This is a genomic window from Streptomyces filipinensis, assembly GCF_014649495.1.
Classification (GTDB): Bacteria; Actinomycetota; Actinomycetes; order Streptomycetales; family Streptomycetaceae; genus Streptomyces; species Streptomyces filipinensis.
Window position 1 is genome coordinate 325,777 of record NZ_BMTD01000010.1, and the last position, 25,818, is coordinate 351,594.

Below are 25,818 nucleotides of genomic sequence, written 5' to 3' on the forward strand. Positions count from 1 at the left end.
CCTCAGGAAGGACACAGTCACGATGGACGCGGACGTCATCGTCGTCGGAGCGGGCCTCGCCGGCCTGGTCGCGGCGCACGAGATCACGAGCCGGGGCCGCCGGGTCGCCCTGGTCGACCAGGAGAACGCCGCCAATCTCGGCGGACAGGCCTTCTGGTCCTTCGGCGGGCTCTTCCTCGTCGGCTCCCCGGAGCAGCGCCGCCTCGGCATCAAGGACTCCTTCGACCTCGCCTGGAACGACTGGCAGGGCAGCGCGGGGTTCGACCGGCTCGACGACGAGGACTCCTGGGCGGTGCGCTGGGCCCGTGCCTACGTCGAGTTCGCGGCCGGCGAGAAGCGCTCCTGGCTGCGGGGGCACGGCATCGAGCTGCTGCCGACCGTCGGCTGGGCCGAGCGCGGCGACCTCAGGGCCGGCGGGCACGGCAACTCCGTACCCCGCTTCCACATCGCCTGGGGCACCGGCACCGGCGTGGTCGAACCGTTCGTCCGGTACGCCCGCCAGGCCGCGCGGGACGGACTGCTCACCTTCCACCACCGCCACCAGGTCGACGAGCTGGTCATCGGGGACGGCACGGCACGCGGAGTGCGCGGCACCGTCCTGGCCGAGGACCGCTCGGCCCGCGGAGTCGCCTCCAACCGCGACCGCGTGGGCGACTTCGAACTCACCGCCCAGGCCGTCGTCGTCACCACCGGCGGCATCGGCGCCAACCACGACATCGTCCGCCGTCACTGGCCCGCCCGGCTCGGCACCCCGCCGGCCGAGATGGTCACCGGCGTCCCCGCCTACGTCGACGGCCGCATGCTCGACATCAGCGCCGAAGCCGGCGTCCGGCTGGTCAACCGGGACCGTATGTGGCACTACACCGAGGGCCTGCAGAACTGGGACCCGATCTGGCCCGGCCACGGCATCCGCATCCTCCCCGGCCCGTCCTCCATCTGGCTGGACGCCCTCGGCCGCCGGCTGCCCGACCCCTGCCTGCCCGGCTACGACACCCTCAACACGCTCCGGCACCTGCGCACCACCGAGGACATCGCCGGGTACGACCACTCCTGGTTCATCCTCACCCGGAAGATCATCGAGAAGGAGTTCGCGCTCTCCGGCTCCGAGCAGAACCCCGACATCACCGCCAAGGACCGGGGGGCCGTGCTGCGCGACCGGCTGCTCGGCAAGGGCGCGCCCGCGCCGGTACAGGCCTTCCTCGACAAGGGCGCGGACTTCGTGACCGCCGGCAACCTGGAGCAGCTGGTCGGCAAGATGAACGCCCTCACCGACAAGCCGCTCCTGGACGCGGCCGGGGTACGCCGCCAGATCGAGGCGCGCGACCTGCAGATCGCCCACCCCTACAGCAAGGACTCCCAGGTCCAGGGCATCCACAACGCCCGCCGCTACATCGGCGACCGGCTCGGCCGGGTGGCCGCGCCGCACCGCATCCTCGACCCGGCCGCGGGCCCCCTCATCGGCGTCCGGATGCACATCCTGACCCGCAAGACCCTCGGCGGCATCCAGACCGACCTCGACTCCCGCGCCCTCGGCGCCGACGGAACGCCGGTCGAGGGCCTGTACGCGGCCGGCGAGGTGGCCGGCTTCGGCGGCGGCGGGGTGCACGGCTACAACGCGCTGGAGGGCACGTTCCTCGGCGGCTGCCTGTTCTCGGGGCGGGCCGCGGGCCGGCACGCCGCCCGGCACACGGGCTGAGGCTCAGCCCTTCAGCAGCTCCAGCAGCACCTGCGCGTGGCTCTGCTCCGGCGACTTGGACGCGGTCAGCAGGGTCACGCGCTTCCCGCGGCCCGCCTTGCGCAGGCCGTCGACCAGTTCGGCGGCCTCGGGGGCGTCGAGTTCCGCCTCGTAGCGGCGGCGGAACTCCTCGTACGAGCCGCCGCCGTGGTACCACTTGCGCAGCTCGGTGGAGGGGGTGAGCGCCTTGGGCCACTCGTCGACGTGTGCCTCGTCCTTGGCGAGGCCACGCGGCCACAACCGGTCGACCAGCACACGCAGGCCGTCGTCGGGCTCGGGCGGTTCGTAGATCCGGCGCACGCGGACGCTCACGGTCTCACTCCCCCTAGGGACGGCGGACGGTGACGCGAGCGTAACCCGGCGGCCACCGGTCCGCCCGGCGGTGACGCGACGAGACTTGACCGGAAGGAGAGCGAGTCCCCGGCACCGGCGCGCCTAGTCTGTCGGCCAGCCGATCACCAGCCACCTCCCGAGGAGCGTCCGTGACGCCACCACCCCGCAGACAGCCCGCCCGGCGCCGTACCGCCGTCCCGCGCCGCAGGACGGTCCTCGCCACCGTGCCCGTCGCCGTGGCGGCACTCATCGGCGCCACCGGGCCCGCGGCGGGCAGCGCCGGCGCGCCCGGCGCGGGCGACCCCTACTTCCCGCTGAGCGGCAACGGCGGCTACCACGTACGGCACTACGGTCTGACGCTCCGTTACGACACCGCATCCCGCCACCTCGACGGCAAGGCCGTCCTCACCGCCCGCGCCACCCGCGATCTCAGCCGCTTCGACCTCGACCTCACCGGCCTGAAGGTCACCGGCGTCACGGTGGACCGCACGCCGGCGGCCTTCCGGCGCGATGGCCAGGAACTCGTCGTCACCCCGCGCCACACCCTGCGCGCGGGCAGGGGCTTCCACGTCACGGTCACCTACCACGGCACGCCGAAGCCGGTCACCGACCCCGACGGCTCCGCCGACGGCTGGATCGCCACCGACGACGGCGCCTTCGTCGCAAACGAGCCGCAGGGCGCGATGACCTGGTTCCCGGCGAACGCCCACCCCAGGGACAAGTCGTCGTACGACATCACGATCACCGTCCCGCGGGGCCGCACGGCCGTCGCCAACGGCGCCCTGGTCGGGCGGCGCACCGCGCACGGACAGACGGCCTTCCACTGGCGCGAGACCCAGCCGATGGCCGCCTACCTGGCCACCGCCACCGTCGGAACGTTCAAGGTCGAGCAGTACACCACGCACGACGGCATCCACGTGTACAACGCCGTCGACCCACGCGAGGCGGCCAGAGCGGCGCCGGTGCTGAAGAAGCTGCCGTCCGTCCTGGAATGGGAGAGCAAGCTGTTCGGGCCGTACCCGTTCCGCTCCGCCGGATCGATCGTCGACCACGCCCCGGGCATCGGCTACGCCCTGGAGACCCAGACCAGGCCGCTCTACGACTCCGCGCCCGACATCAGCACCCTCGTCCACGAGAACGCCCACCAGTGGTTCGGCGACTCCGTCTCGCTGACCGCCTGGAAGGACATCTGGCTCAACGAGGGCTTCGCCACCTACGCCGAGTGGCTGTACGACGAGCAGCACGGTGGCGACAGCGCCCAGGACGCCTTCGACGCCCTCTACGCCCGTCCCGCGAACGACCACCTGTGGGCCTTCCCGCCCGGCGATCCGGGCAGCGGCGAGAACATCTTCGACACGCCCGTCTACGCCCGCGGCGCCATGACCCTCCACGAACTGCGCAAGACCGTCGGCGACCGGGACTTCTTCCGCATCCTGCGCGCCTGGGCGGCCGGACACCGCGGCGGCCACGGAACGACGGCACAGTTCGTGCGGCTGGCCGAGCGGACGTCGGGTGAGCGGCTCGACGGCCTCTTCCACACCTGGCTGTACACCAAGGGCAAGCCGGACCGCGCCTGAACCTGACCGGTTCCAAACAACTGTCGGCCAGGGTCGACACCATGATCCCTCGCAGATCCGCCGTCGCGCTCCTCGCCTCCCCGCCGCTGCTCACCGGCTGCGGCGGCGGAGCCGAGGCGACCGAGCGCCGGACACCCGGGCGATGCGGACAGGCCGTCGTCGTCACCGGGCGGGGCAGGACTCCCCGCTCTCCTCGGTCGTCCTGTACCGGCGCACCGCCACCGGCCGGCCAGGCGGGCCCCGCCTGGCCCGCCCACCACGCGCTGCGCGGCCGGAGCCCCCACCACGTGGGCGGCGACCCGCCCTCCCCGCTCGGCGTCTACACCCACTCCGACGCGGGGAGCCTGCTCCCGGGACCCGGCAGCAAGCTCCCCTGCCACCGGTCCCGCGGTTTCCACCCGCCCGGCACCGGCTTCGAGGGCGAACCCCTCGCCGGAGCCTTCGACCACGTCATCGCCGTCGACCACCACCGCGAGCCCGGCACCTCACCGCTGGACCGGACCCAGCCCCTCGGCCCGAGCCGGGGCGGGGGAGTGTGGCTGCACGTCGTCATGGGGTACGCCGAACGGCCGGCCGGCTGAACCGCCTAGGATCCGAACTCGTGTGCGCGCACGTGCTGGTCGCCGAGGACGACGAGAAGCAGGCCGAACTGATCCGCCGCTCCCTGCTGGCCGAGGGACACACCGCCACGGTGGTGCACGACGGCGCGGCGGCGCTCGACGCCGCTCGCCGGCTCGGGCCGGACCTCGTCGTTCTGGACCTGATGCTCCCGGTCATCGACGGCTTCGGCGTGTGCCGGGCGCTGCGCGGCGGCGTGCGGGACCCGGAGATCCCCGTGGTCATGCTCACCGCCCGCTCCGCCGAGGACGACGTCCTGCTCGGCCTCGAACTCGGCGCCGACGACTACATGACCAAGCCGTACAGCCCGCGCGAGCTGATGGCCCGCATCCGCACGGTGCTCAGACGCAGCGGACGGGGCGTAGGCACCCGGGACGACGATCCGGCCGTACGGGCCGCCGGGATCACCGTCGACCCGGTACGGCACGAGGTGCGCCGCGACGGCGTACCCGTGGAGTGCACGCCCGCGGAGTTCCAGATCCTGCTGGCCATGGCGGGGGAGCCGGAACGGGTGTTCACCCGGCGGCAGTTGCTGCAGTGCACCCGCGGCTTCGACCGGGCCTCCACCGAGCGGGCCGTCGACGTGCACATCATGAACCTGCGCCGCAAGATCGAGGCCGACCCGAGACGGCCGAAGCGGCTGCTGACCGTGTTCGGCGTCGGCTACAAGCTGAGCGGTGCCCGGCCGTGAAGCGCCCCAAGCCCGCGGCCGGGAGCCCGGGGACGCAAGGCCGGTGTCCGTGAGGCGCCGGATCCCGCTGCGCAAACGGCTGCTCGTGCGGCTGCTGTCCGTCTCCGCGCTGATCGCCGTCTGCTCGGTGGCCGCCACCGCCTGGCTCGCGGTGACCACCACCACCAGCGCCCTGAAGGAGGAGCAGGGCCAGGACCTCGCGGCCGACAACAGCATCCTGGCCCGGCTCAGCGGGTACGCCGCCACCCACTCCGGCTGGACGGACGTCCGGCGCACCGTGCGGGAGCTGGCCGCCGAGACCGGACGGCGGATCGCCCTCACCACCACCGACCGCACCCTCGTCGCCGACTCCGCACCCCATGGCACCCCGCTGCCGCCCCGGCCCGCCGCCACCGTCGACCCGCTGCGCAGCGACACCTACAGCGAGGCCGGCGCCCAGCTCAGCGGCATCGACCCGCGCGTGGTCGGCCCCTACCGGCTCCCGGCGAAGGAACGCGCACGCCTCGACACGCTGGCCACCCGGCGCAAGCAGTGCTACGAGCGCTACGGCCTGCAGTCCACCGTCGTGAGGACCGCGAGCGGGCGGCCGGTGGTCGAGGCCCCGGACGGCACCGAGCCCGCCGGCTACGGCGCGACGGTGTGCGAGGACGGCCGGCTGAACACGCCCACGCCGACCGAGCAGAAGGCCCTGGACGACCTGTCGGACCTCACGCGGCCCTGCCTGGACCAGGCCGGGCTGGACCTCCGCGGGCCGCTGTTCCTCACCTTCGACCCCAGCGGGAGGGACCCCTTCGCCGGCGGCCACCTCATCGCCAAGTACGCCCAGGCGGGCAACAAGGCCACGGCGCGGGCCGCCCAGCGGTGCGTCCTGACCGCCCGGCGCACCCAACTGGAGCCCTACGTGGCCCCGGTGGCCGAGCTGTTCCTCGGCATCGGCGACCAGAACCCCTCGCGGTTCGACATGTCACCGGCCAACAAGGCCAAGGTGATCGGCGCGGCCGGCCTGGTCCTCGCCGTCACCGTCGCCGTGACCGCCGTCGTCGCGATCCGCCTGGTACGGCCGCTGCGGGCGCTGACCGAGGCCGCGCAGCAGCCGCCCGAGCTGCACGCGCGGGTGCCGGTGACCACCCGCGACGAGACCGGCATCCTCGCCGAGGCCTTCAACGACCTGGCCGAGCGCCGCGAACGCCTGGAGGCCCAGCGCAAGGCGATGGTCAGCGACATCGCGCACGAGCTGCGCAGCCCGCTGACCAACATCCGCGGCTGGCTGGAGGTCGTCCGCGACGGGGTCGTCGAGCCGGACCCGCCCCTGCTGGACTCGCTGCACGAGGAGGCACTCGTGCTGCAGCGGATCATCGACGACCTGCAGGACCTCGCCGCCGCCGACGCCGGCACGCTGCGGGTGCACCGCGAGCCGCTGCGCGCCGGGGACCTGCTGGACCAGGTCGCCGCCGCCCACCGGGTCGCAGCCGACGCCGCCGGGGTCGCCCTGCGCACCGAGGCCGACGACACCGCCTGGCTGGACGCCGACCCGGTACGGATGCGGCAGGCGCTCGGCAACCTGGTCTCCAACGCGCTGCGGCACACCCCGGCCGACGGCAGGGTCACCCTCGCCGCCCGCCGTGACGGCCCCGATGCCGTCCTCACCGTCACCGACACCGGCACGGGCATCGCGCCCGACGACCTGCCGCACGTCTTCGACCGGTTCTGGCGCCCGGAGAAGTCCCGCAGCCGCCGCACCGGAGGCAGCGGCCTCGGCCTGCCGATCGTCCGGCACCTGGTCGCCGCGCACGGCGGTACGGCCGAGGCGGCGAGCGAGCCCGGCGAGGGCGCCGTCTTCACGCTGCGGCTGCCCGCGGCCGGCCCGCCCGCCGACGACACGTGATCGCTTCGGATTCCCCGCGCGCCCCGGGGGTACTCCGGTCGCGCAGTGCTGCAGTGCTGTCGAGGAGGTCGGCCCATGAGCGCAACCCAGGACCTGCCGGTGGTGCGCACGCTCGCAGAGGTGGCCCGCCTGGTGGACGAGCACCGAGGGCTGTACGTGCGCTGGTCCCGAGGGCCTGGTGCCGACCTCGCCGACGTCTCCAGCACCGACGACCTCACCGGCGTCCCCATGCCCGGTCTGTCCGCCAATCCGCTCGGCGTCGAGGACTGGTGGGAGGACCGCTCGGTGGAGCTGTGGGTGGCGCGCCGGCTGTACGACTACGCGCACCTGCCGCACGACAAGGGCCCCGGTGTCCGTCCCTGGGTCCTGCGGGGCCGGGAGACGGGCCGGGGCCCCGACAACGAGCCCCTCGTGACCGATGCCGAGCCGCTGTGCTGGATCGCCGACCAGGTCATCGACGCGGCGAAGGCCGAGGTGAGCCGGCAGGAGCGGGAGTGGGGGACCCTGCGGCGCGACGGCCGCTGAGGCAGGACCCGCGGTGTCCCGGCCGGCCGGGACAGGGGGACGGCGGTCCGCGCGGGCGCCCGGTCAGCAGTGCGGACGGGAACGGGCGCGGCGGCGCAGTGCCCGGCGCTCCAGTTCGGTCGTCCCACCCCAGATGCCGATGCTCTGGCCCGTCCCCAGCGCCCAGTCCAGGCAGTGCTCCCGGACGGGGCAGTGCTCACAGACCGCCTTGGCCTGCTGTGTCTGCACCTGCGCCGGCCCGGTGGTGCCGATGGGGAAGAACAGGTCGGGGTCCTCGTGACGGCACGCGGCATGGTCGCGCCAGTTGTCCATGGAAGTCTCCTGGATCGGATCGAAGTCGTCCGTGCCGGTTGAATGCGTACGTCGGACTCGGGTGACCGGTCGGGACGGTGTGAAACGGGGGACCGGCGGTCGAATCGGGTGAGGGACCGGGTCCGGCCACGTCGCGCGCGGCCCGGCGGGAGCCGTACGCGGTCCACAGGTCGGGCAGCGGCCATGGCGGGGACACCCCGGTCCGCGGACGCCGGGCCCGACCGAGCAGTGCCGGCGAGGAGTTCAGCGGCGAGGACCGTACCGGCCGCCTGCGGGTGCGCCGACGCGCGACCACCGTACTGGGCGGGATGCCCGCTACGGTGCGGAACGGCTGAATCGTGACGCGCCGGTCAGCGGCGCAGCGCCCCGGCCGCCGTCGCCGTCACCGCCTCGGCCAGGGCCGCCAGCGCGGGGGAGTCGAGCTTCCACTGCTGCCAGTACAGCGTGACGTCCATCCAGGTGCCGGGCGCGAGCAGGACCAACCGTCCGTCGGCCAGCAGTGGTTCCGCCTGGACCTCCGGCACCATGCCCCAGCCGAGCCCCGCCGCGACGGCGTCCAGGAAGCCCTCGGACGTGGGCACATGGTGCCGCAGCCGGCTCGCCGACCCGCGGCCCAGCCGGCGTACGAAGGCGTCCTGGAAGTCGTCCTTGCGGTCGAAGACCACGACGGGCGCCGCGGGCAGGGCGTCGGGGAGCGGCGGCCCGGCGAGCAGGGCGTGGCTCAACTCCGGTGCGGCGACCGGCAGATAGCGCATCCGGCCGAGCGGCCGCACGGTGCAGCCCGGCACCGGATCGGGGGCGGTGGTCACCGCCGCCATCACCAGGCCCTCGCGCAGCAGGGCGGCCGTGTGGTCCTCGTCCTCCCGGTGCAGTTCGAAGCAGAGCCCGGCCGCCCGGGGCAGCGCCGGCAGGAACCAGGTCGCCAGCGAGTCCGCGTTCACCGCCACCGACACCCGCGTCGGTTCTCCGGCACCGCTCAGCCCCAGCTCGCCCCAGGCGTCCCGTTCCAGCCGGGCGAGCTGGCGCGCGTAGCGCACCAGCACCGCGCCCGACTCCGTGGGCCGTACCGGTTTGGTGCGCTGCAGCAGGACCCGGCCGGTGCGCTGTTCCAGTGCCTTCACCCGCTGACTGACCGCCGACGGCGTCACGTGCAGGGCCGCCGCGGCGGCGTCGAAGGTGCCCTCGTCCACCACGGCGAGCAGCGTCCGTACCTGGTCCAGGGGAAGCTCGGTCATCACGATCGCTAAGGTTACGTAAGAATCTTTAGCTGGTTTTGCGCCAATCGGCTTCCTAGGTTCAGGCTCATGAACCACGCCCTGACCGCCGCGGCCGCCGGATTCGGCACCGGCCTCTCCCTGATCGTCGCCATCGGCGCCCAGAACGCCTTCGTCCTGCGGCAGGGGGTGCGCCGGGACGCCGTCCTCGCCGTGGTGGGCATCTGCGCCCTGTCCGACGCGCTGCTGATCGCGCTCGGCGTCGGCGGGGTCGGGGCGGTCGTGGTGGCGTGGCCGGGGGCGGTCCGTGCGGTCGGGCTCGTCGGTGGTGCCTTCCTGCTCTGCTACGGCGTCCTCGCCGCCCGCCGGGTGCTCGGGCCGGGCACGGGCGGGCTGAGCACCGAGGGGGTGGCAGCCGGTTCCCGGCGCCGGGCGGTGCTCAGCTGCCTGGCGATGACCTGGCTCAACCCGCACGTCTACCTGGACACCGTGTTCCTGCTGGGCTCCCTGGCCGCCGACCGGGGCGCGCTGCGCTGGATCTTCGGGCTCGGCGCGGCGCTCGCCAGCCTGTGCTGGTTCGCCGCGCTCGGCTTCGGCGCCCGGCTGCTCGGCCGCTTCCTGGCCCGGCCGGCGGCCTGGCGGGTCCTGGACGGCCTGGTCGCCGCCACCATGCTGGCGCTGGGGGCCACGCTCATGGCCGGATCCTGAACAAACCCGCGTGCACAGGTGCCGCCGAGGTAGTTAGGCTCTCGAAGCGAAAAGATGTAGCGAGCAACCTCCGTCGGCACCAGGACACCCAACAGGACACCCGTGGACACCAGCGAGAGCACCACCGAACCCGACTCCGTGCCGGACGCGGCTGCCCCGCCCCGGCGCGGCTGGCGCCGCTGGGCGATGGACACCCGTCCACTGCGCGTCCCCGCCTACCGGCGCCTGTGGTCGTCGACCATCGTCACCGCCGTCGGCAGCCAGCTCACCGCCGTCGCGGTGCCCAAGCAGATCTACGACATCACCCACTCCTCGGCCTGGGTCGGCTACGCGAGCCTCGCCGGCCTCGTGCCCATGGTGGCCTTCGCACTGTGGGGCGGGGCGGTCGCCGACACCGTGGACCGCCGCAAGCTGCTGCTGGTCACCAACACCGGCATCGCGGTGACCTCGCTGCTGTTCTGGGCACAGGCCGTCACCGGGCTGGACTCGGTCGTCGTACTGATGGTGCTGCTCGCTCTCCAGCAGGCGTTCTTCGGGATCAACGCGCCCGCCCGCAACGCCTCCGTCGCCCGGCTGGTCCCGGCCGAGCAGTTGCCGGCCGCGGGCGCGCTCGGCACCACGGTGATGCAGACCGGCCTGGTGGCGGGTCCGCTGCTCGCGGGTGTGCTCATCCCGGTGATCGGGCTGCCCGAGCTGTACCTGATCGACGCGCTGGCGCTGTGCGTCACCGTGTGGGCCGTCTTCCGGCTGCCCGCGCTTCCGCCGCTGGGCGAGGCCGCCGCCCGCCGGGCCGGGGTGCGCGCGATAGCCGCCGGGTTCCAGTACATGTCCCGGCACAAGGTGCTGCTGCTGTCCTTCCTCGCCGACATCGTCGCCATGGTGTTCGGCATGCCCCGGGCCCTGTTCCCGCAGCTGGCCGCGCAGACGTACCACTCCTACGGCGAGGGACTCGCGCTCGGCGTGCTGTTCGCCGGCATCCCGGTCGGCGCGGTGCTCGGCGGCCTGTTCTCCGGGGTGTTCTCGCGGGCCCGGTGGCACGGCTGGATGGTCATCGGGGCGGTCGTCGGCTGGGGTGTGGCCGTCGCCGGGTTCGGGCTGAGCGGCAACCTCTGGGTGGCGCTGGCCTGCCTCGCCGCGGCCGGTGTCGCCGACATGGTCTCGATGGTGTTCCGCGGCGCGATCCTGCTGTCGGCGGCGACCGACGAGATGCGCGGCCGGATGCAGGGCGTGTTCACGGTGGTCGTCGCGGGCGGGCCGCGGCTGGCCGACGTGCTGCACGGCACGGCCGGCTCGGCGTTCGGCCCGCGTGCCGCCGTGGCCGGCGGCGGGGCCCTGGTCGTCGTGGTGATGCTGGCCCTGGCCGTGGCCGTCCCGGCGCTGCGCCGGTACCGGATCTGAGCTACATCAGGCCGGTGCGGCGCCGGATGGCGTACTGGTCCATCAGCTTGCCGCGGGTCGTCTCCAGACGGTGGGCGAGGATCTCGGCCACCGTCCGCACCAGGGAGAGCCCGAGCAGCGGATCCTCCACGGACAGCGCGAGCACCGAGGGCCCGTCGAACTCGTAGGCCCGTACGTTGCTGAAGGCCACCGCACCGAAGTCCCACTGGTACGGCGGGAACAGCCAGGACCAGCCCAGCATGTCGCCCGCGCCGAGCGTGGCGACCGTGACCCGCTGCCGGGAGGTCACCTGCTGGTCCAGGTGGACCGCGCCCGACCGGATCACCCAGAACCGGTCGGCGGTGCCGCCCGCCTCGAAGATGCGGGTGTCCTCCGGGAACGAGATCTCCTTGGCCAGTTCCATCAGGCGCTCGCGCTGCGCCTGGGGCAGTGCGGTCAGCAGTTTTATCGCTTTGGTCATGGCGCGGGGCTCCTCGCACGGAGGCGGTTCGGGTGCTTTCCCTAAGCCCATTTCAGCCGCTGCCGCCGTCCCGGGCACCTCGGCGGACGCGGCTTTCTCACGGTTTCCCGGTGGCCGCCCGTTTCCGGGCAGTAAGAAGCCCTGGCTGGACGGGGGAAGCCAGCCAGGGCCGTATGCGGTGACGCGGGGAGGGAGGAAGGACGGTTCCGGTCCACTCCGGCATCACGTATGTATGAACGATAAACCATCTGGTGGCGGCTCGGGTAACCAGAAGCAGGTCAGGTGACCTGTTTCACGCCTTCCGTCGTCGCCGGTGGCCCGCCCGGGCTGATGATCTCCTCCAGCACCCGCAGCACCGCCTCGAACGCCCGCGCCCGGACCGCCGCCTCCCGCGCGCCGTCCGGGTCCGTCGCCGTCAGATGCTGCGCCCGCTCACGCCAGCTCCGCTCCTCCGCGGCCGCCCGCTCCCGGCCGCGCCGGATGCGCCGCCACAACTCGTCCGCGTCCACGACATCGGTCATACCGCCCGGGTACCCGTCCGGTCCGCGGTGATGGCACCGCCGACCGTGTTTGACGGCGCCGACAGGGGTCAGCCGGAAAGGGAGAGCCAAGCAATCCCGGCACCGTTCAGGGAGGAAGGGATGCTCGACAAGCACCGGACCAGCTCCTCCGCGACCCTGCGGGAACCGTGCCGCCGGCTGCCGTGCCGGCCGGCCGACGCCCGCAGAACGGTGCAGCGAGTGGTGGCCGAGCGCCGCCGGGCCTGTGCCCTGTGCTGCGGAACCGAGGCCATGGAGGACGCCCTTCTGGTCGCCTCGGAACTCACCACCAACGCCATCCTGCACGGCGGCGGCATCACGGGCTTCGACGTGGACGTCGACTCCGGTGGCGTACGGGTGTCCGTCAGCGACCGCAGCGACGAGCTCCCCGTGGCCGCGCCCGCCGACGCGCGCGGCCACGCCCGGCCCGGCGGCCGCGGCTGGCCCATCGTGTGCCGGCTCGCCCGGGACGTGCGGGTGGCGGAGCTGCCCTGCGGGGGCAAGCGCATCACGGCCGTCGTGCCGCTGCGCTGATCCCGTGCGGAAGTTCCGTCCGCACGGTGTTTGCTGCGGGGAGGCGGGGGCAGGCGGAATCTCGTGCTTCGGACCGGAGGCGCGCGCCCAGCGGGATCAGTACGACTGCCTGGCTCCCCCCTCCCCGGCGGACCGGGCCGCTGACTCGCCCGGCGAACCCTGACACCACCGTTCGGGCCAGGCCACGGAACCCTCGTTCCGGCTGTGTGCCCTGAAACCACGTTCAGGAGCGATTCCGCATGCTGACCGACATGTCGACAAGCCGTTCCGGCACGCCCACCACGTCCGCCGCCGCGGCACCCGCGCGGCGGCCTCATGACGACGCCCCTGACACCGCGGAGCTGTTCGCCCGGCTGGCGGAACTGGGCGACGGCCCGGAGCGGGACGCCGTACGCGACGAACTCGTCACCGCCTGGCTGCCCATGGCCCACCGGATCGCCGGCCGCTTCCGCGACCGGGGCGAGTCCGTCGAGGATCTGCGACAGGTGGCCGCGCTCGGGCTGGTGAAGGCGATCGACCGCTTCGACCCCTCCCGGGGAGCCTTCGAGAGCTACGCGGTGCCGACCATCACCGGCGAGGTCAAGCGGCACTTCCGGGACCGGATGTGGGCCCTCAGGGTGCCGCGCCGGGTGCAGGAACTGCGCAACCGGGTGCGGGCCGCCCGCCGGGAGCTCACCCAGAACCCCGGCAGCCCCGAGCCCACCGTGGCCGCGATCGCCGCTCACACCGGCCTCACCCAGGAGGACGTCACCGCGGGCATGGAGGCGCTGGAGAGCTTCAGCACCCTGTCCCTGGACGCCGAACTGTCGGCCGGTGAGGACGGCTACAGCCTCGCCGACACCCTGGGCGCGGCCGACGCCTCGTACGACGTGGTGGTCGACCGCGAGGCCGCCAGGGAAGGGCTGCGCCGGCTGCCCGAGCGGGAGCGGGCCATCCTCTACATGCGCTTCTTCGAGGACATGACGCAGAGCCGCATCGCCGACCGGCTGGGCATCTCCCAGATGCATGTGTCCCGGCTGATCAGCCGCAGCTGCGCCCGCGTCCGTGACGAGGCCCTGGGCCACCGCGCCGGTGGGGCCGGCCCCCTCTGAGCGCGCGGGCGACGGAGCGTCACCCCGTGGGCCGGGCCGCCTCGGTGGCCAGGCCCAGCGGCCGGGCCAGTCCCGAGACCGCCTCGTCCAGCCGCTGCAGATGGCGCAACACCCGGTCGGTCACGCGGCCGTAGCGCGGGGCGCGCAGGGTCCCCGGCTCCAGCATCGACGCGATGCTGGGGCCGGTCTCGATCTCCGCCGCGGCCTGCGGGTCGGCCACATGCGCGGCGATCGCCTCGATGTTGTGCACGATCCGCCCGCACGCCCCGCGCAGCCGGGGATCCGCCGCGATCGAAGGATGCGTCGGCAGCAGCTCCGCCGTGGCCGCCAGCGAACGCGCGTGGTAGGCGCATGTCTCCAGCAACGCCACCACGTACCGGGCGGTGTCACGGCGTGAGCGCAGGGGAGTGATCGGATGCGTCAGCGGCTGGGTGGCCGCGCGCAGGTCGGACAGCGCCTGGTCCAGGTCGCGCGCCTGCTCCACCAGGCCGGCGCCCGCCCCGCCGCTCAACTGGTCGACGGCGGCCCGCGTGACCTCGGCCAGCCGGTCGAGGACGGTGACGAGGAGTTCGTTGGTACGGCGGTCGGTGTGGATCGGCAGCACCACCGCCGCGGCGATCACCCCGCAGGCCGCGCCGAGCGCCGTCTCCTCGACACGCACCAGCAGCACCGCCGTGCTGTAGGTGTTCAGCAGCGTGTAGAGCAGCCCCAGCATCGCCGTCACGAAGAACGACATCAACGTGTACGACAGCGGGGCCGAGTAGAACATCGCGAAGATGAACACCAGCACCAGCGCGAACGCCGTCCACGTGTGGTGCCCCACCAGCCCGGCGAGCCCGATACCGGCCACCACGCCGAGCACCGTGCCCAGCAGCCGTCGGTAGCCCTTCACCAGGATCTCGCCGGTGGAGGCGGTGTTGAGGAACACGATCCAGCACGTCAGCACCGCCCAGTACCAGCGCTGACTGGACAACAGCTCGCCGCCGGCGATGGCCAGCGCGGAGCCGACGGCCACCTGGACCGCGGCCCGTGTCGTCGGCCGCCGAAGCCCCGCCGGCTCCGGCTCCTCCGCCTCCCGCTCCTCGCCCGCCTCGATCGCGGCGTCCTCCGCGTCCAGTTCCTCGCGCGAGCGGGTCGTCGCCGGGCTGTCGTCGGACTCGTCCTGCGGCCCGTCCAGCGCCAGGCGCAGCCCCAGCGAGGCACGGGCGGCCTCGCCGAGCCCGCGGAAGACGTCCTGCACGGCCGGGGCGGCCTTGGGTACGTTGTCCTCCTCGCGGTAGCCGAGCAGCCGGTTGCGCACCTGGGCGAGCGCGGTGCCCCTCGCCTCACCGACCGGCCGCAGCATCAGCAGCCGCAGCGCCTGCAGGTCCCGGCGCAGCGCCGCCGTCGCCTCGTCCCGCACCGGCAGCTCCCCGCCGGAGGGCAGCGAGGCTCCCGGCAGATGCAGGGTGAGGGTGTCGGTCCGCTCGGCGCTGCGCGCGGTGAGCAGCAGCAGGCCGAGCCGCTCGGCGGCGATCTCGGCGTCGGCGACCCGGCGCTGCAGCAGCCGCGCCCCCGCCGCGTCGGAGGTGCCGTCCTCCAGCCGCCCCTGGATCATCAGCGCGCTCTCGTGCAGCCGGGCGGTGGCGGTGCGCAGGTCCTCCAGGACCTTGTCCACGTCGTCGGGGCCGGCGTCCAGCAACTGCGCCTGGACGGCGATCAGCTGCGCGAGCCGGGCCCGGAACGCCCGCCGCAGCCGGTCCAGGGTGCCCGCCGGGGTCTGCGGCAGCAGCAGGAACCGCGCGGCGGCGCTGCACGCGAACGCCACACCGATCACCCCGTACAACGCGGGCAGCGCGGAAACTGTCGCGCGCACGAACAGGGACAGGAAGTAGATCTGGAAGCCGATCAGGCCCAGCGCGGTGCCGCGGTCGCCGAACCGCCGGCCGTAGACCGCGCAGAAGATGAGCACGACGAAGAACAGGTCCCCGGCGACGACCCGTTGGTGCAGCAGCGCGCCCAGTGACACCGAGGCCAGCGCCACCGGCAGCCCGAGCGCGAGCGTGACGGCCTGCGGGCCGCGCTGCTTCTCGCGGATCGCGAAGGTCGACACCATCGCCGCCATGGCGCCGGCGACCAACTGGGGCACCGGCATCCGCAGGGCGGCCAGGACGGCGAGGGTGAGCGTGATCGCGGTGACCGTGCGCAGTGCCGCGGTGAGCCTGAGCAGCCCGGGATCGGACGCCGCGAGCCGGTCCCACATCCGTACCCGTCCCGACCGTCCCGCTGTGCTCACGCCGCCGTGCTCTCTCCCGTGCCAGAAATCGGTCTCCGGCCCAGCATCGCACGGCGGCCCCGGCTACTCGCCCTTCGCCAGGGTGGCGGCCACCAGGGCGTTCGCGTGCCCGTGCCCGACACCGTGCTCGGACTTGAGCCAGCCGACCAGTTCCATGTGCTTGGTCAGCGGCGAGGAACGGATCAGCTCCTGCCACTCGGCGATCGGCCGGCCGTACTTCTTCTCGATCGAGGGGAAGTAGCTCGCCGGGCCCTTGACGGTCTTCTCGGCCATCGTGGTGTGTCCCATCCGTGTGACGTGAACTGATCACCGGTCAAGACCGCCGGTCCGCCGGAAGGTGATCGGCGGCCTTGCGTGATCCGCGTCACATCAGGGGTTCTGCACCGCCGTGCCCTCCACCCGTGCCCGTACCTGTTCCGGTGTCAGATACGCGTCGGTGAACTCGAAGTCCTTCAGCCGGGCGGGCTTGCGGGCCTGGAAGCCGGTGCGGACGAAATCGTCGCCCGCGAGCGCGTTCAGCAGCCAGTTGGTCATCACCCGGGTCTTGGCGACGTTGGTACGCAGCGCCGACCAGTGGTAGCCGCGGGCCACCGCCTGGGCCAGTACCCCGCGCAGCTCGACGCCGAGCGGCTTGGACACCGCGTCCTTGCCGCCGAGGTCGACGACGAGACCCAGGTCCTTGTGCACATACGGCTGCATCGGCTGGCCCCGCAGCATCGCGATGACGTTGTCGCCGACCCGCTTGCCCTGGCGCATCGCGTGCTGCGCGGTGGGCGGGCAGACCGCGTCGTCGCCCTTCGCCAGATCCGGCACGGCGGCCGAGTCGCCGAGCGCGAACACCCCGTCGTGGCCCGGCAGACACATCTCGGGGGTGACCGCCAGCCGGCCGCGGACCGTTTCCGCGCCGAGGGTGGCCATCAGGGGGCTGGCGACCACACCGGCCGTCCAGATCAGCGTGTGCGTCGGCACCACGCGACCGTCGGTGAAGGTGACCTCCTCCGCGCCGGCCTTGTCGATCGACACGCCCAGCGACACGTCGATGCCGCGCCGCTTGAGGATCTCCTGCGCGCTGCGGCCCAGCTTGTCGCCCAGCTCCGGCATCAGCTTGGGCGCGATGTCGATCAGATGCCACTTGATCAGGCCGGGGTCCAGCCGCGGGTAGCGTGTGACGGCGGCATGCGTCAGCCGCTGCAGACACGCCGCGGTCTCCGTGCCGGCGTATCCGCCGCCGACCACCACGAACTGCAGCCGCGCCGCCCGCTCGGCCGGGTCGTCGCTGGCGTCCGCGATGTCGAGCTGCGTGATGACGTGGTCGCGGACGTAGGCGGCCTCGGCGAGGGTCTTCATCCCGAAGGCGTGCTCGGTCAGCCCCGGGATGTCGAAGGTGCGGGTCACGCTGCCGGGCGCCAGCACGATGTAGTCGTACGGCTCGTTGACGATCTTGTCCGTGAGGGTGCGGACGACACAGACCTTCGCCTTCGGGTCCACCCCGATCGCACCCCCCGGCAGGATGCGGGTGCGGTACTTCCTGCTGCGGCGCAGGCTGACGGCGATCGACTGTGGCGTGAGCACACCGGAGGCCACCTGCGGCAGCAGGGGCAGATACAGCTGATAGGAGAACGGCGTCACCAAGGTGACGTCGGCCTCGGCCGGAGCGAGCTTCCGTTCCAGGCGGCGGACGCACGCGACGCCGGCGAAGCCTGCGCCAACCACCAGGATCCTGGGTCGTGTCACGGTGTTCATCCCTTTCTGCGGCTCCAGGCGGTCCGACTCCACGCCGTTCGCCTGCCCCGGGTCGGTGGTGTGCGGCACCTCCGATGCCACCGTGGCCCGAGCCGTTCCGCCAGCTGGGCGCGGCAGGCAGACGAACGCGTGGGCACCAGCATGCCCCCGCTACGCGTGGAGTAACCGGTTGTCGCACATATACACGTCGTACACGTGACGCCGTCACCAGGGCAGGAAGACGTGGATGTCCTTGCCCTCGTCGTGGACGACGACGCTGACCTGCGTGCACAGCGTGTGCACCAGGTGCCAGCCGATGCCGCCGCCACCCGTGCGCGGGTGGAAGGGCCGCGGCTCCGGCTTGGTCGTGCTCGTGTCGCGCATCGTCACGTGGACCCCGTCGAACGTGCGGCGCATCCGCAGCCCGAACGGACCGGGGGCGTACTGGATCACGTTGGCGGCCAGTTCCGTCACCACCAGCAGGATGTCGTCCCAGTACTCGTGCGCGGCCGGGGGCGACTGCGCGGCGAGCGCGCCCAAGAACCCCTCCGCGGCCAGCCGCGCCTCCGTGACGTTGCGCAGCTCACCCGCGAAGGAGAAGGTGCGCTCGTACCTGTCCTCCGCGGACGGTGTGTCGTCCCAACGCGGCTCCGTCGCCATCTCGCATTCCCCGGTCCCGGCAGGTCAGGAACCCGTGGCGGGCCCCTGGACCGGGACGGTCGTAGGTGCCCGTCCCATTCCTTGCTTGCGGGTTCCCGTCCCCGCCCGGCCTATCCGTCCGCACCGCCCGCGGCCCGCACGCTGCACCCCCTCAGCGGAAGACGTCGTCCGGCTCGTCCCAGTCCGCCGCCTCCAGCGGACCGCGCGCCGCCCGGGACCGCGCCTGGTACATTGCGTCGATCTCGGCGGCGTAGTGCCGCACGATCGCGTCCCGGCGCAGCTTCAACGACGGCGTGAGCAGTCCGTTGTCCGCGGCGAACGGCTCCTGCAGGACACGGTAGACCCTGATGGACTCCGCACGGGACACCGCGGTGTTCGCCGAGGCGACGGCCCGTGCGATCTCCTCCCGCAGCGCGTTCTCCTCGCGGGTCTCGCGGCCCGGACTGTCCCCCTGCAGCGCCAGGGCGGCCCGCCAGTGCGCGAGGAACTCCGGGTCCAGGGTGATCAGGGCGCCGACGCAGGGCCGGTCGTCGCCGATCACGACCGCCTGGTGGACGAGCGGGTGCATACGCAGCCGCTGCTCCAACGGGGCCGGGGCGACGCTCTTGCCGCCGCTGGTGACGATGACGTCCTTCTTGCGTCCGGTGATCGTCAGATAGCCCTCGGAGTCCAGCCGCCCGATGTCCCCGGTGGCCAGCCAGCCGCCGCGCAGCGCGCTCCGCGTCGCCGCCTCGTCGCCGACATAGCCCTGGAACACCGACGGTCCGCGCACCAGGATCTCGCCGTCGTCGGCCACCTGGACCTCGGTGCCCGGCAACGGCCGGCCCACCGTCCCGGACTTCTCCCGGCCGAGCGGCTGCATGGTGATCCCGCCGGAGGACTCGGTGAGGCCGTACCCGTCGTGGACGAACACGCCGATGCCCGCGTAGAACAGCGTGAGTTCACGGCTGAGCGAGGAGCCGCCGGAGGTGCCGCGCACCACGCGCCCGCCGAGCGCCGCCCGCAGCCTGCGGTACACCGTCCGCTCGTAGAGGGCGTGTTGCAGTCTCAGCTCCAGTCCGGGACCCGGGCCCCGGCCCAGCCGGTGGCGTTCCTCGGCCGCGGCGAAGTCCTGGGCCGTCTGCGCGGCCCGCTCGAACAGGGCACCCCGGCCCGCCTGCTGCGCGGTCCGCAGGACCCGCTTGTAGAGCTTCTCGAACACCGACGGCACGCCGTACAGGTACGTCGGCCGGAACGTGTGCAGCGCCGACGCCAGCGCGGTCTCGCTCAGCTCCGGCTCATGCCCCATCAGGACGCCGCCGCGCACACAGGTCAGCATGATCATGATGCCGTAGACGTGCGAGAAGGGCAGGAAAGCCAGCACGGACGCCTGTTCACCCGGTGGGGCCGCGGTGTGCGCCCAGCCGGCCAGCAGGGTGTCGCACGGATAGGCGAGACCGCGGTGGCTCAGGGCGCAGCCCTGCGGACGGCCGGTCGTACCGGAGGTGTAGACGACCGCCGCCGTGGCGTCCGGCAGCACGATCCGGCGCAGCGACTCCACGGTGGTGTACGGCACGACCGCGCCCTGCCGCGCGAGGTCGGGCAGCGCGCCCGCGTCCAGCTGCCAGACATGGCGCAGCCGGGGCAGCGCGGCACACACCGTGCCGACGGTCATGACACCCTGCTCGTCCTCCACGACCACGGCCACACAGCCGGCGTCCCGCAGGATCCACTCGACCTGGTCGCGCGCGGAGGCCGGATGGATCGGTACGACCTCGGCGCCGACGGCCCACAGCGCGTGGGCGAACACGGTCCACTCGTAACGGGTGCGGGACATCACGGCCACCCGGTGGCCCGGCGAGATCCCGGCGGCGACCAGCCCCTTGGCCAGGTCGACCACCTCGTCCCGCAGCTCGACCGCCGTCACCTGCTGCCACACGGTGGCGGCGGGATCCACCCGGTGCGCGAGCACCGGCAGGGCCGGGTCGCGCTCCGCGGTGTCGAAGACGCTGTCGGCGAGGCCGCCGGTGAGCGGCGGGGTAACGGCGGGAGCGAAGGCGACGTCGCGCATGCGCTGCTCCTGGGTGTACAGAGGGTCACACCGCCGATCGGCTCTGTGTCGGCGGTGCTCGAATGTAGCCCAGCCGAGCGCGTTCGGTGCCGGGAACGGAGAAGTCGTGATCGGCTGATGATGTGGCCGTGTCCTGGGGACTCGGTGGACATGAGTCATGTGAACCCCGATCCGGAACCAGAACGCACCACCGGGCTGGAACCCGGGGGCTCGGTCCCGCCCGGCGAGACCCCGCCCGCCGAGAGCAGCCTGCCCGAGGCCGGGCCCCGGGAGCCGCACGCTCAGAGCAGAGGCTGGGCGAAGGCGCCGATGACGCTGATCATCGTTCTCGTCGTCCTGGTCGCGGTGGGCTTCCTGGGCTACGCGCTGTCGCTCATCCTCTGATGCCGGGCGGAGCGCTCAGCCCTGGGTGTGCCGCACGCACTCGGTGACGACGTCCCGCAGGCTGCCGGTCCGCTCCAGCAGCCGGCGCTGCTCGCGCGCCCCGTTGCCGCGCCGCAGCAGCTCCGCGACGCCCTGCTCCGCGCGCTCCGCGTCGCCGCAGCGGGTGAGGGCGTCCCCGGTGTGCTCCAGCAGCGACCGCAGCACCTGCGCCGCGGGCCCGGGCCGCATGGTGACCGGGTCGAGCAGATTCTCCTCCAGGCCGAACCGGGCGGCCTGCCAGTCGGCGAGGCGCAGCAGGCTGACGCTGTGGCCGGGCGCCGGCAGCCCGGCCCGCCAGTCCTGTGCGGCCGTCTCCACGAGCGCGCGGCTGAGCGTCGCGATCAGCGCGGCGGTGTCCGCGCTCAGGCACACGTCGGCCACCCGGATCTCCACGGTCGGATAGCGGGCGGACAGCCGCGCGTCGAAGTAGACCATCCCCTCGTCCAGCAGGGCACCGGTGGCCACCATGTCCGCCACCCGCCGGTGGTAGCGCTCGGCCGACCCGAACAGCTCGGTCGGCCCGGCCGACGGCCAGCGGTTCCACACCCGGCTGCGATAGCTCGCGTAGCTGGTGTCCTGCCCCTGCCAGAAGGGCGAGTTGGCGCTGATCGCGCGAAGGACCGGCAGCCAGGGGCGGATCCGGTCGAGGACCGCGATGCCCTCCTCGTCGGACTCCACCGCTACATGCACATGACAGCCGCACACCAGCTGCTCCCATGTCGGTATGCCGTACCGCTCGGCGAGCCACTGGTAGCGCTCGTTCACGCTGAGGGAGGGACTGGCCGGCAGGGGAGAGGTGGCCAGCGCGGCCACCGCGCTGCCGATCCCGCCGGCGTGCCGGGCCGCCTCCTTGCGCCAGCGCACGATCTCCTCGGCGAGGGCCGCCATGTCCGACTGAGGATGGGTGGCGAACTCCAGCATCTGCCGGAACAGCTCCTTCTCGAACACGTCCTGGCCGGGATCGTCATGGGCGACGTGGGCGAGGACGGCCGCCGCCAGTGCCTTCGGGTCGCCGGTGTCCGGGTCGACCAGAAGGAGTTCCTCCTCCACTCCGACGGTGCGCAACGTGGTGCCACCCTTCCGTGTCCGTGCCACGAGGGGCAGTCGTGGGTCTGTACGACCCCGACTGCCCCTGGGAGGGCCGCCGACACCTCCGGCTTTCAGCGCTGTGGTGCCAGCCAGACCGTGGCGAGCGGAGGGAGGGTGAGCCCCAGGGAACCGTTCTCGGGCTTCAGCGGTCCCGCGGTGCCCACCCCGCTGCCGCCGAAGCGGACGTCGTCGGTGTTCAGCACCTCCTGCCAGACGGAGACCCCGTCCGGGACCCACAGCCGGTAGTCCCGCCGGACGACCGGGGAGAAGTGCGACACCGCGAGCAGCGGCGAGCCGTCGGCGGCGAAGCGCAGGAACGCGAAGACGTTGTCGTCCGCCGCGTCGCACAGCACCCACCGGAAGCCGCCCGGATCGGTGTCCCGCTGCCACAAGGCCGGCGTCGCCCGGTACACGGTGTTCAGCTCCCGCACGAGATCCCGCACCCCCCGGTGATCACCGGCCGAGTGGTAGTCGTCGTCGAGCAGCCACCACTCGGGGCCGTGCGCCTCGGACCACTCCGCTCCCTGGGCGAACTCCTGCCCCATGAAGAGCAGCTGCTTGCCGGGGTGGGCCCACATGAAGCCCAGGTAGGCACGGTGGTTCGCGCGCCGCTGCCACCAGTCACCCGGCATCTTCGACACCAGCGCCTGCTTGCCGTGCACGACCTCGTCGTGGGAGATCGGCAGCACGTAGTTCTCGCTGTAGGCGTACACCATCGAGAAGGTCATCTCGTGGTGGTGGTACCTGCGGTGCACCGGCTCCTTCTGGACGTACTGCAGCGAGTCGTGCATCCAGCCCATGTTCCACTTCAGCCCGAACCCGAGCCCCCCGCTGTCCGTCGGGCGGGTGACGCCGTCCCACGCGGTGGACTCCTCGGCGATGGTGACCACGCCCGGGCAGCGCCGGTAGACGGTGGCGTTCATCTCCTGCAGGAAGGCGACCGCGTCCAGGTCCTCCCGGCCGCCGAAGACGTTCGGCTCCCACTGGCCGCTGTCGCGCGAGTAGTCCAGGTAGAGCATCGAGGCGACCGCGTCCACGCGCAGGCCGTCGATGTGGAACTCCTCGCACCAGTACACGGCGTTGGCGACCAGGAAGTTGCGCACCTCGGTCCGGCCGTAGTCGAACTCGTACGTCCCCCAGTCCGGGTGCTCGGCGCGCGCGGCGTTCCCGGGCTCGTAGAGCGGGTCCCCGTCGAACCGGGCCAGCGCCCAGTCGTCCTTGGGGAAGTGCGCCGGCACCCAGTCCATGATCACACCGAGGCCGGCCCGGTGCAGCGCGTCCACCAGGTACTTGAAGTCGTCCGGAGAGCCGAGGCGGGGCGTCGGCGCGTAGTAGGAGGTGACCTGGTAACCCCAGGAGCCGCTGAACGGATGCCCGGCGACCGGCATCAGCTCCACGTGCGTGAAGCCCATCTCCTTGACGTAGGCGGGCAGTTCCTCCGCCAGTCGGCGGTACGTCAGTCCCGGCCGCCAGGACGGCAGATGGACCTCGTACACGGAGAACGGCGCCTGGTGCACGGGTGTGTCGCCCCGGTGGGCCATCCACTCCGCGTCGCCCCACTCGTACCGCGACACCGCGACGACCGACGCCGTGTCGGGCGGCACCTGCGTGCGCCGCGCCATCGGGTCGGCCTTCAGGAACCGGTGGCCGTACCGCGAGGTGATCTCGAACTTGTACCGGTCGCCCTCGCCGATCCCGGGCAGGAACAGCTCCCACACCCCGGAGGCGCCCAGCGACCGCATCGGGTACTGCGTGCCGTCCCAGTACGTGAAGTCCCCGGCCACGCGCACCCCTTGGGCGTTGGGCGCCCACACGGTGAAGCGGGTGCCCGGCACACCCTGGTGGGTCATCGGCTCGGCACCGAGCGCCTGCCACAACTGCTCGTGCCGGCCTTCCCGGATCAGGTGCAGGTCCAGCTCACCGAGAGCGGGCAGGAAGCGGTACGGGTCGTGCACCTCCTGCTCGGCCTCGTCGTAGGCGACCAGCAGCGTGTACGACGGGATCTCCGGGTACGGCAGGACGGCCGCGAAGAGACCGTCGCCCTCCGACCGGAGGGCGTGGCGCACCCCGTCGGTCATGACGCTCACCGACCGCGCGTTCGGGCGCAGCGCCCGGAACAGGACGCCGCCCGGGACCGGGTGGGCGCCCAGCAGGGCGTGCGGGTCGTGGTGGGCACCGCCGAGCAGCCGAGCGCGCTCGGTGGGGTCGAGCGCCGTGAGCGGGGGGCCGCCCCGGACGTGGCCCGGGGCGGGAACGGCCGTGGCCGGCATGGCACCGGCCGGCTCGGGAAGCGCGGGGTCGCGCAGGGCCATGACGTCAGCCTCCCCACACGGCGAGCCGCTTGATCGCCGCCATCGGAACCGGCAGCCAGTCCGGCCGGTGTCTCGCCTCGTACAGCACCTCGTACACCGCCCTGTCCGTCTCGTGCGCGCGCAGCAGCGCGTGCTTCTTGCGTGGATCCCAGCCGGCGCGGGCCGCGTAGCCCGCGCAGAACGCCTCGCGGCAGCGGCGCGCCCATTCGGGTCGCCAGGGGCGGCGCTGCCGGGCCGCGTAGTCGAAGGAACGCAGCATCCCCGCCACGTCCCGTACCGGGGAGTGCGGGGCGCGCCGCTCGGCGAGCGGCCGGGACGGCTCGCCCTCGAAGTCGATGACGAACCAGTCGCGGCCCGCCCGCAGTACCTGACCGAGGTGCATGTCGCCGTGGATGCGCTGGGCGGGCGGCCCGGTGTCGCAGGTGGCGAGGGCCCCGAACGCGGCCCGCAGCCCGGGCACGAAGGGCCGCAGCCCCGGTACGGCGTGCGCGGCCGCGTCCAGCCGTGCGCACATCGCCTGTGCCGTACGGCTGTTCTCCCGCGGGTCGGCCGGACCGAACGCCTCGGCCAGCGCCAGGTGCACCTCGGCCATGGCCCGGCCCAGCTCATGGGCCTCGGCGGTGAAGTCGTCGCCCGCGGCGAGCGCGCCCAGTGCCAGCGTCCAGCCGTCGGACGCGTCCGGCAGGAACGGCTGCAGCACGCCCAGCGTCGCCGGCTGCGGCGCGGTCGTACCGAACCAGGCCACCGGCGCGGGTACCCGGCTGCACCCCTGCGCGGCCAGCGCGGCCGTCACCTCCAGGTCCGGGTTGACGCCCGGCTGGATCCGGCGGAAGACCTTCAGGATGTACGCGTCGCCGTACACGATCGAGGAGTTGGACTGCTCGACGTCCAGCAGGCGCGGCGGCAGCCCCCCGGGCAGATCGGCGCCCGGGGCCGCGTCGAACCGCAGCGGGCCGGCCGCGCCGGGCTGCCGCAGCCGCTCCAGCAGCAGATGGGCCGAGCGCGGATCGTGCAGCGCGTCGTACACCGCGAGCCCGGCGAACGGACCCTGTTCGGCCCGCCCGATGTACGCCCGCTCCAGCCGGGGCGCGAGGTGGTCGCGCAGGCCGAGGAGCAGCTGGTAGCAGTCGCCGGGCGGGGGAGTGCCGCCCGGTGTGGGCACGGGCGCGTGCGAGGCGTGCACCAGCAGGTGCAGGCACCCCGGGAACAGCTCGGTCAGGGACAGCACCGTCAGATCGGTGACGGGCCGGTCCTTGCCGGCGAACCAGCGTTGCCTCGGCAGCCAGTGGCGCAGCAGCCCGCCCAGCGAGACCAGGGGCCCTTCGAGGCCGGCCGCGGTTCTCGGCCGTGCGGTGATGGTCTTCGGCATGACGCGTCCTTTCCTCGGCGCCGGGCGGTCAGCGGCGGCGGCCGGTGCGGGATGCGACTCGGGTGAGCCGGAACCAGTAGAAGCCGTGGCCCTGCAGGGTGAGCAGGTAGGGGAGTTCGCCGATGGCGGGGAAGCGGACCCCGCCGATCAGCTCGACCGGGTGCCGCCCGTCGTACGCCCTGAGGTCGAGTTCGGTGGGCTGCGCGAAGCGGGAGAAGTTGTGGACGCACAGCACCAGGTCGTCCTCGAACTCGCGCAGGAAGGCGAGCACCGCCGGGTTGGAGGACTGCAGCTCGTT

General features: G+C 73.1%; 25 protein-coding genes. 11 read left to right on the forward strand and 14 right to left on the reverse strand.

All coding sequences use genetic code 11. The annotated features are described in order from the left end of the window. Positions 1 to 22: 22 nt before the first annotated feature. On the forward strand, positions 23 to 1,696 hold the full coding sequence (locus IE244_RS23525; protein WP_191875540.1) for an FAD-binding dehydrogenase: 1,674 nt from the start codon (positions 23 to 25) through the stop codon (positions 1,694 to 1,696). A gap of 3 nt (positions 1,697 to 1,699) precedes the next feature. Here the strand turns inward: IE244_RS23525 and IE244_RS23530 are convergent, their stop codons facing one another. Continuing rightward, positions 1,700 to 2,047 carry a DUF488 domain-containing protein gene (locus IE244_RS23530; RefSeq protein WP_191875541.1) on the reverse strand — a complete coding sequence of 116 codons (348 nt, stop codon included), beginning with the start codon at positions 2,045 to 2,047 and terminating at the stop codon, positions 1,700 to 1,702. A gap of 170 nt (positions 2,048 to 2,217) precedes the next feature. On the opposite strand from IE244_RS23530, the gene IE244_RS23535 reads away from it, so the two are divergent. The 5 genes from IE244_RS23535 (at position 2,218) to IE244_RS23555 (ending at position 7,364) form a co-directional block, all read left to right on the forward strand. After that, positions 2,218 to 3,645, forward strand: coding sequence for a M1 family metallopeptidase (locus tag IE244_RS23535; protein ID WP_191875542.1), 1,428 nt, complete (start codon positions 2,218 to 2,220; stop codon positions 3,643 to 3,645). 41 nt (positions 3,646 to 3,686) lie between these two features. Then, complete coding sequence (locus IE244_RS23540) at positions 3,687 to 4,226, forward strand: hypothetical protein (protein WP_229854293.1); 540 nt, start codon at positions 3,687 to 3,689, stop codon at positions 4,224 to 4,226. A 20-nt stretch (positions 4,227 to 4,246) separates the two neighbouring features. After that, positions 4,247 to 4,954: a response regulator transcription factor gene (locus IE244_RS23545; protein ID WP_191875543.1), complete on the forward strand. Its 708-nt coding sequence runs from the start codon at positions 4,247 to 4,249 to the stop codon at positions 4,952 to 4,954. A gap of 49 nt (positions 4,955 to 5,003) precedes the next feature. Then, a complete protein-coding gene (locus tag IE244_RS23550) occupies positions 5,004 to 6,839 on the forward strand; it encodes a sensor histidine kinase (RefSeq protein ID WP_191875584.1) in 1,836 nt (611 codons plus the stop codon). 75 nt (positions 6,840 to 6,914) lie between these two features. Continuing rightward, positions 6,915 to 7,364, forward strand: coding sequence for a DUF6098 family protein (locus IE244_RS23555; RefSeq protein ID WP_191875544.1), 450 nt, complete (start codon positions 6,915 to 6,917; stop codon positions 7,362 to 7,364). A 63-nt stretch (positions 7,365 to 7,427) separates the two neighbouring features. On the opposite strand, the gene IE244_RS23560 is transcribed toward IE244_RS23555, so the two are convergent. After that, positions 7,428 to 7,676, reverse strand: a complete 249-nt coding sequence (locus IE244_RS23560; protein WP_191875545.1) for a WhiB family transcriptional regulator — start codon at positions 7,674 to 7,676, stop codon at positions 7,428 to 7,430. A gap of 350 nt (positions 7,677 to 8,026) precedes the next feature. Further along, on the reverse strand, positions 8,027 to 8,914 hold the full coding sequence (locus IE244_RS23565) for a LysR family transcriptional regulator ArgP (RefSeq protein ID WP_191875546.1): 888 nt from the start codon (positions 8,912 to 8,914) through the stop codon (positions 8,027 to 8,029). Between the two features lie 66 nt (positions 8,915 to 8,980). On the opposite strand from IE244_RS23565, the gene IE244_RS23570 reads away from it, so the two are divergent. Next, on the forward strand, positions 8,981 to 9,598 hold the full coding sequence (locus tag IE244_RS23570) for a LysE/ArgO family amino acid transporter (protein WP_191875547.1): 618 nt from the start codon (positions 8,981 to 8,983) through the stop codon (positions 9,596 to 9,598). A gap of 102 nt (positions 9,599 to 9,700) precedes the next feature. Further along, positions 9,701 to 10,996: an MFS transporter gene (locus IE244_RS23575; protein WP_191875548.1), complete on the forward strand. Its 1,296-nt coding sequence runs from the start codon at positions 9,701 to 9,703 to the stop codon at positions 10,994 to 10,996. 1 nt (position 10,997) lies between these two features. Here the strand turns inward: IE244_RS23575 and IE244_RS23580 are convergent, their stop codons facing one another. Next, on the reverse strand, positions 10,998 to 11,456 hold the full coding sequence (locus IE244_RS23580) for a cyclic nucleotide-binding domain-containing protein (protein WP_031162493.1): 459 nt from the start codon (positions 11,454 to 11,456) through the stop codon (positions 10,998 to 11,000). Between the two features lie 278 nt (positions 11,457 to 11,734). Further along, a complete protein-coding gene (locus IE244_RS23585) occupies positions 11,735 to 11,977 on the reverse strand; it encodes a hypothetical protein (RefSeq protein WP_191875549.1) in 243 nt (80 codons plus the stop codon). A 120-nt stretch (positions 11,978 to 12,097) separates the two neighbouring features. On the opposite strand from IE244_RS23585, the gene IE244_RS23590 reads away from it, so the two are divergent. Continuing rightward, the gene (locus IE244_RS23590; RefSeq protein WP_191875550.1) at positions 12,098 to 12,529 is read left to right on the forward strand and encodes an ATP-binding protein; all 432 of its coding nucleotides are present in this window, start codon (positions 12,098 to 12,100) and stop codon (positions 12,527 to 12,529) included. A gap of 239 nt (positions 12,530 to 12,768) precedes the next feature. Beyond that, on the forward strand, positions 12,769 to 13,620 hold the full coding sequence (locus IE244_RS23595) for a SigB/SigF/SigG family RNA polymerase sigma factor (protein WP_191875551.1): 852 nt from the start codon (positions 12,769 to 12,771) through the stop codon (positions 13,618 to 13,620). A 19-nt stretch (positions 13,621 to 13,639) separates the two neighbouring features. On the opposite strand, the gene IE244_RS23600 is transcribed toward IE244_RS23595, so the two are convergent. From IE244_RS23600 to IE244_RS23620, 5 genes are all read right to left on the reverse strand, one after another. Next, on the reverse strand, positions 13,640 to 15,862 hold the full coding sequence (locus IE244_RS23600) for an FUSC family protein (protein WP_191875585.1): 2,223 nt from the start codon (positions 15,860 to 15,862) through the stop codon (positions 13,640 to 13,642). Positions 15,863 to 15,958: 96 nt separating this feature from the next. Then, a complete protein-coding gene (locus IE244_RS23605) occupies positions 15,959 to 16,168 on the reverse strand; it encodes a DUF4287 domain-containing protein (protein WP_191875586.1) in 210 nt (69 codons plus the stop codon). A gap of 96 nt (positions 16,169 to 16,264) precedes the next feature. Further along, entirely contained in the window at positions 16,265 to 17,638 is a 1,374-nt protein-coding gene (locus IE244_RS23610; protein ID WP_191875587.1) for an NAD(P)/FAD-dependent oxidoreductase, read from the reverse strand. A gap of 204 nt (positions 17,639 to 17,842) precedes the next feature. Continuing rightward, a complete protein-coding gene (locus IE244_RS23615; protein ID WP_031162477.1) occupies positions 17,843 to 18,277 on the reverse strand; it encodes an ATP-binding protein in 435 nt (144 codons plus the stop codon). A 151-nt stretch (positions 18,278 to 18,428) separates the two neighbouring features. Then, positions 18,429 to 20,327, reverse strand: coding sequence for an AMP-dependent synthetase/ligase (locus IE244_RS23620; protein WP_191875552.1), 1,899 nt, complete (start codon positions 20,325 to 20,327; stop codon positions 18,429 to 18,431). A 150-nt stretch (positions 20,328 to 20,477) separates the two neighbouring features. Between IE244_RS23620 and IE244_RS23625 the strand changes: the two genes are divergently transcribed. Continuing rightward, positions 20,478 to 20,711, forward strand: coding sequence for a DUF6480 family protein (locus IE244_RS23625; RefSeq protein ID WP_191875553.1), 234 nt, complete (start codon positions 20,478 to 20,480; stop codon positions 20,709 to 20,711). Positions 20,712 to 20,726: 15 nt separating this feature from the next. Here IE244_RS23625 and IE244_RS23630 read toward each other — a convergent pair whose 3' ends face one another. From IE244_RS23630 to IE244_RS23645, 4 genes are all read right to left on the reverse strand, one after another. Further along, positions 20,727 to 21,815 (reverse strand): glutamate--cysteine ligase 2, encoded by a 1,089-nt coding sequence (locus IE244_RS23630; protein ID WP_191875554.1) that lies wholly within the window; start codon positions 21,813 to 21,815, stop codon positions 20,727 to 20,729. Between the two features lie 95 nt (positions 21,816 to 21,910). Beyond that, entirely contained in the window at positions 21,911 to 24,151 is a 2,241-nt protein-coding gene (glgB, locus tag IE244_RS23635) for a 1,4-alpha-glucan branching enzyme (protein WP_191875555.1), read from the reverse strand. Positions 24,152 to 24,155: 4 nt separating this feature from the next. Then, on the reverse strand, positions 24,156 to 25,520 hold the full coding sequence (locus IE244_RS23640) for a maltokinase N-terminal cap-like domain-containing protein (protein ID WP_191875556.1): 1,365 nt from the start codon (positions 25,518 to 25,520) through the stop codon (positions 24,156 to 24,158). A gap of 28 nt (positions 25,521 to 25,548) precedes the next feature. Next, the coding region (locus IE244_RS23645) for an alpha-glucosidase C-terminal domain-containing protein (RefSeq protein ID WP_191875557.1) at positions 25,549 to 25,818 on the reverse strand (270 nt) is incomplete at its 5' end.

What these genes read in the sequence shown, in the direction of transcription:
- IE244_RS23525 (WP_191875540.1), top strand. Translation starts at nt 23, where the DNA reads ATGGACGCGGACGTCATCGTCGTCGGAGCGGGCCTCGCCGGCCTGGTC.
- IE244_RS23540 (WP_229854293.1), top strand. Translation starts at nt 3,687, where the DNA reads ATGATCCCTCGCAGATCCGCCGTCGCGCTCCTCGCCTCCCCGCCGCTG.
- IE244_RS23555 (WP_191875544.1), top strand. Translation starts at nt 6,915, where the DNA reads ATGAGCGCAACCCAGGACCTGCCGGTGGTGCGCACGCTCGCAGAGGTG.
- IE244_RS23560 (WP_191875545.1), bottom strand. Translation starts at nt 7,676, where the DNA reads ATGGACAACTGGCGCGACCATGCCGCGTGCCGTCACGAGGACCCCGAC.
- IE244_RS23570 (WP_191875547.1), top strand. Translation starts at nt 8,981, where the DNA reads ATGAACCACGCCCTGACCGCCGCGGCCGCCGGATTCGGCACCGGCCTC.
- IE244_RS23580 (WP_031162493.1), bottom strand. Translation starts at nt 11,456, where the DNA reads ATGACCAAAGCGATAAAACTGCTGACCGCACTGCCCCAGGCGCAGCGC.
- IE244_RS23585 (WP_191875549.1), bottom strand. Translation starts at nt 11,977, where the DNA reads ATGACCGATGTCGTGGACGCGGACGAGTTGTGGCGGCGCATCCGGCGC.
- IE244_RS23590 (WP_191875550.1), top strand. Translation starts at nt 12,098, where the DNA reads ATGCTCGACAAGCACCGGACCAGCTCCTCCGCGACCCTGCGGGAACCG.
- IE244_RS23595 (WP_191875551.1), top strand. Translation starts at nt 12,769, where the DNA reads ATGCTGACCGACATGTCGACAAGCCGTTCCGGCACGCCCACCACGTCC.
- IE244_RS23600 (WP_191875585.1), bottom strand. Translation starts at nt 15,862, where the DNA reads ATGTGGGACCGGCTCGCGGCGTCCGATCCCGGGCTGCTCAGGCTCACC.
- IE244_RS23605 (WP_191875586.1), bottom strand. Translation starts at nt 16,168, where the DNA reads ATGGCCGAGAAGACCGTCAAGGGCCCGGCGAGCTACTTCCCCTCGATC.
- IE244_RS23610 (WP_191875587.1), bottom strand. Translation starts at nt 17,638, where the DNA reads ATGAACACCGTGACACGACCCAGGATCCTGGTGGTTGGCGCAGGCTTC.
- IE244_RS23615 (WP_031162477.1), bottom strand. Translation starts at nt 18,277, where the DNA reads ATGGCGACGGAGCCGCGTTGGGACGACACACCGTCCGCGGAGGACAGG.
- IE244_RS23620 (WP_191875552.1), bottom strand. Translation starts at nt 20,327, where the DNA reads ATGCGCGACGTCGCCTTCGCTCCCGCCGTTACCCCGCCGCTCACCGGC.
- IE244_RS23625 (WP_191875553.1), top strand. Translation starts at nt 20,478, where the DNA reads ATGAGTCATGTGAACCCCGATCCGGAACCAGAACGCACCACCGGGCTG.
- glgB (WP_191875555.1), bottom strand. Translation starts at nt 24,151, where the DNA reads ATGGCCCTGCGCGACCCCGCGCTTCCCGAGCCGGCCGGTGCCATGCCG.
- IE244_RS23640 (WP_191875556.1), bottom strand. Translation starts at nt 25,520, where the DNA reads ATGCCGAAGACCATCACCGCACGGCCGAGAACCGCGGCCGGCCTCGAA.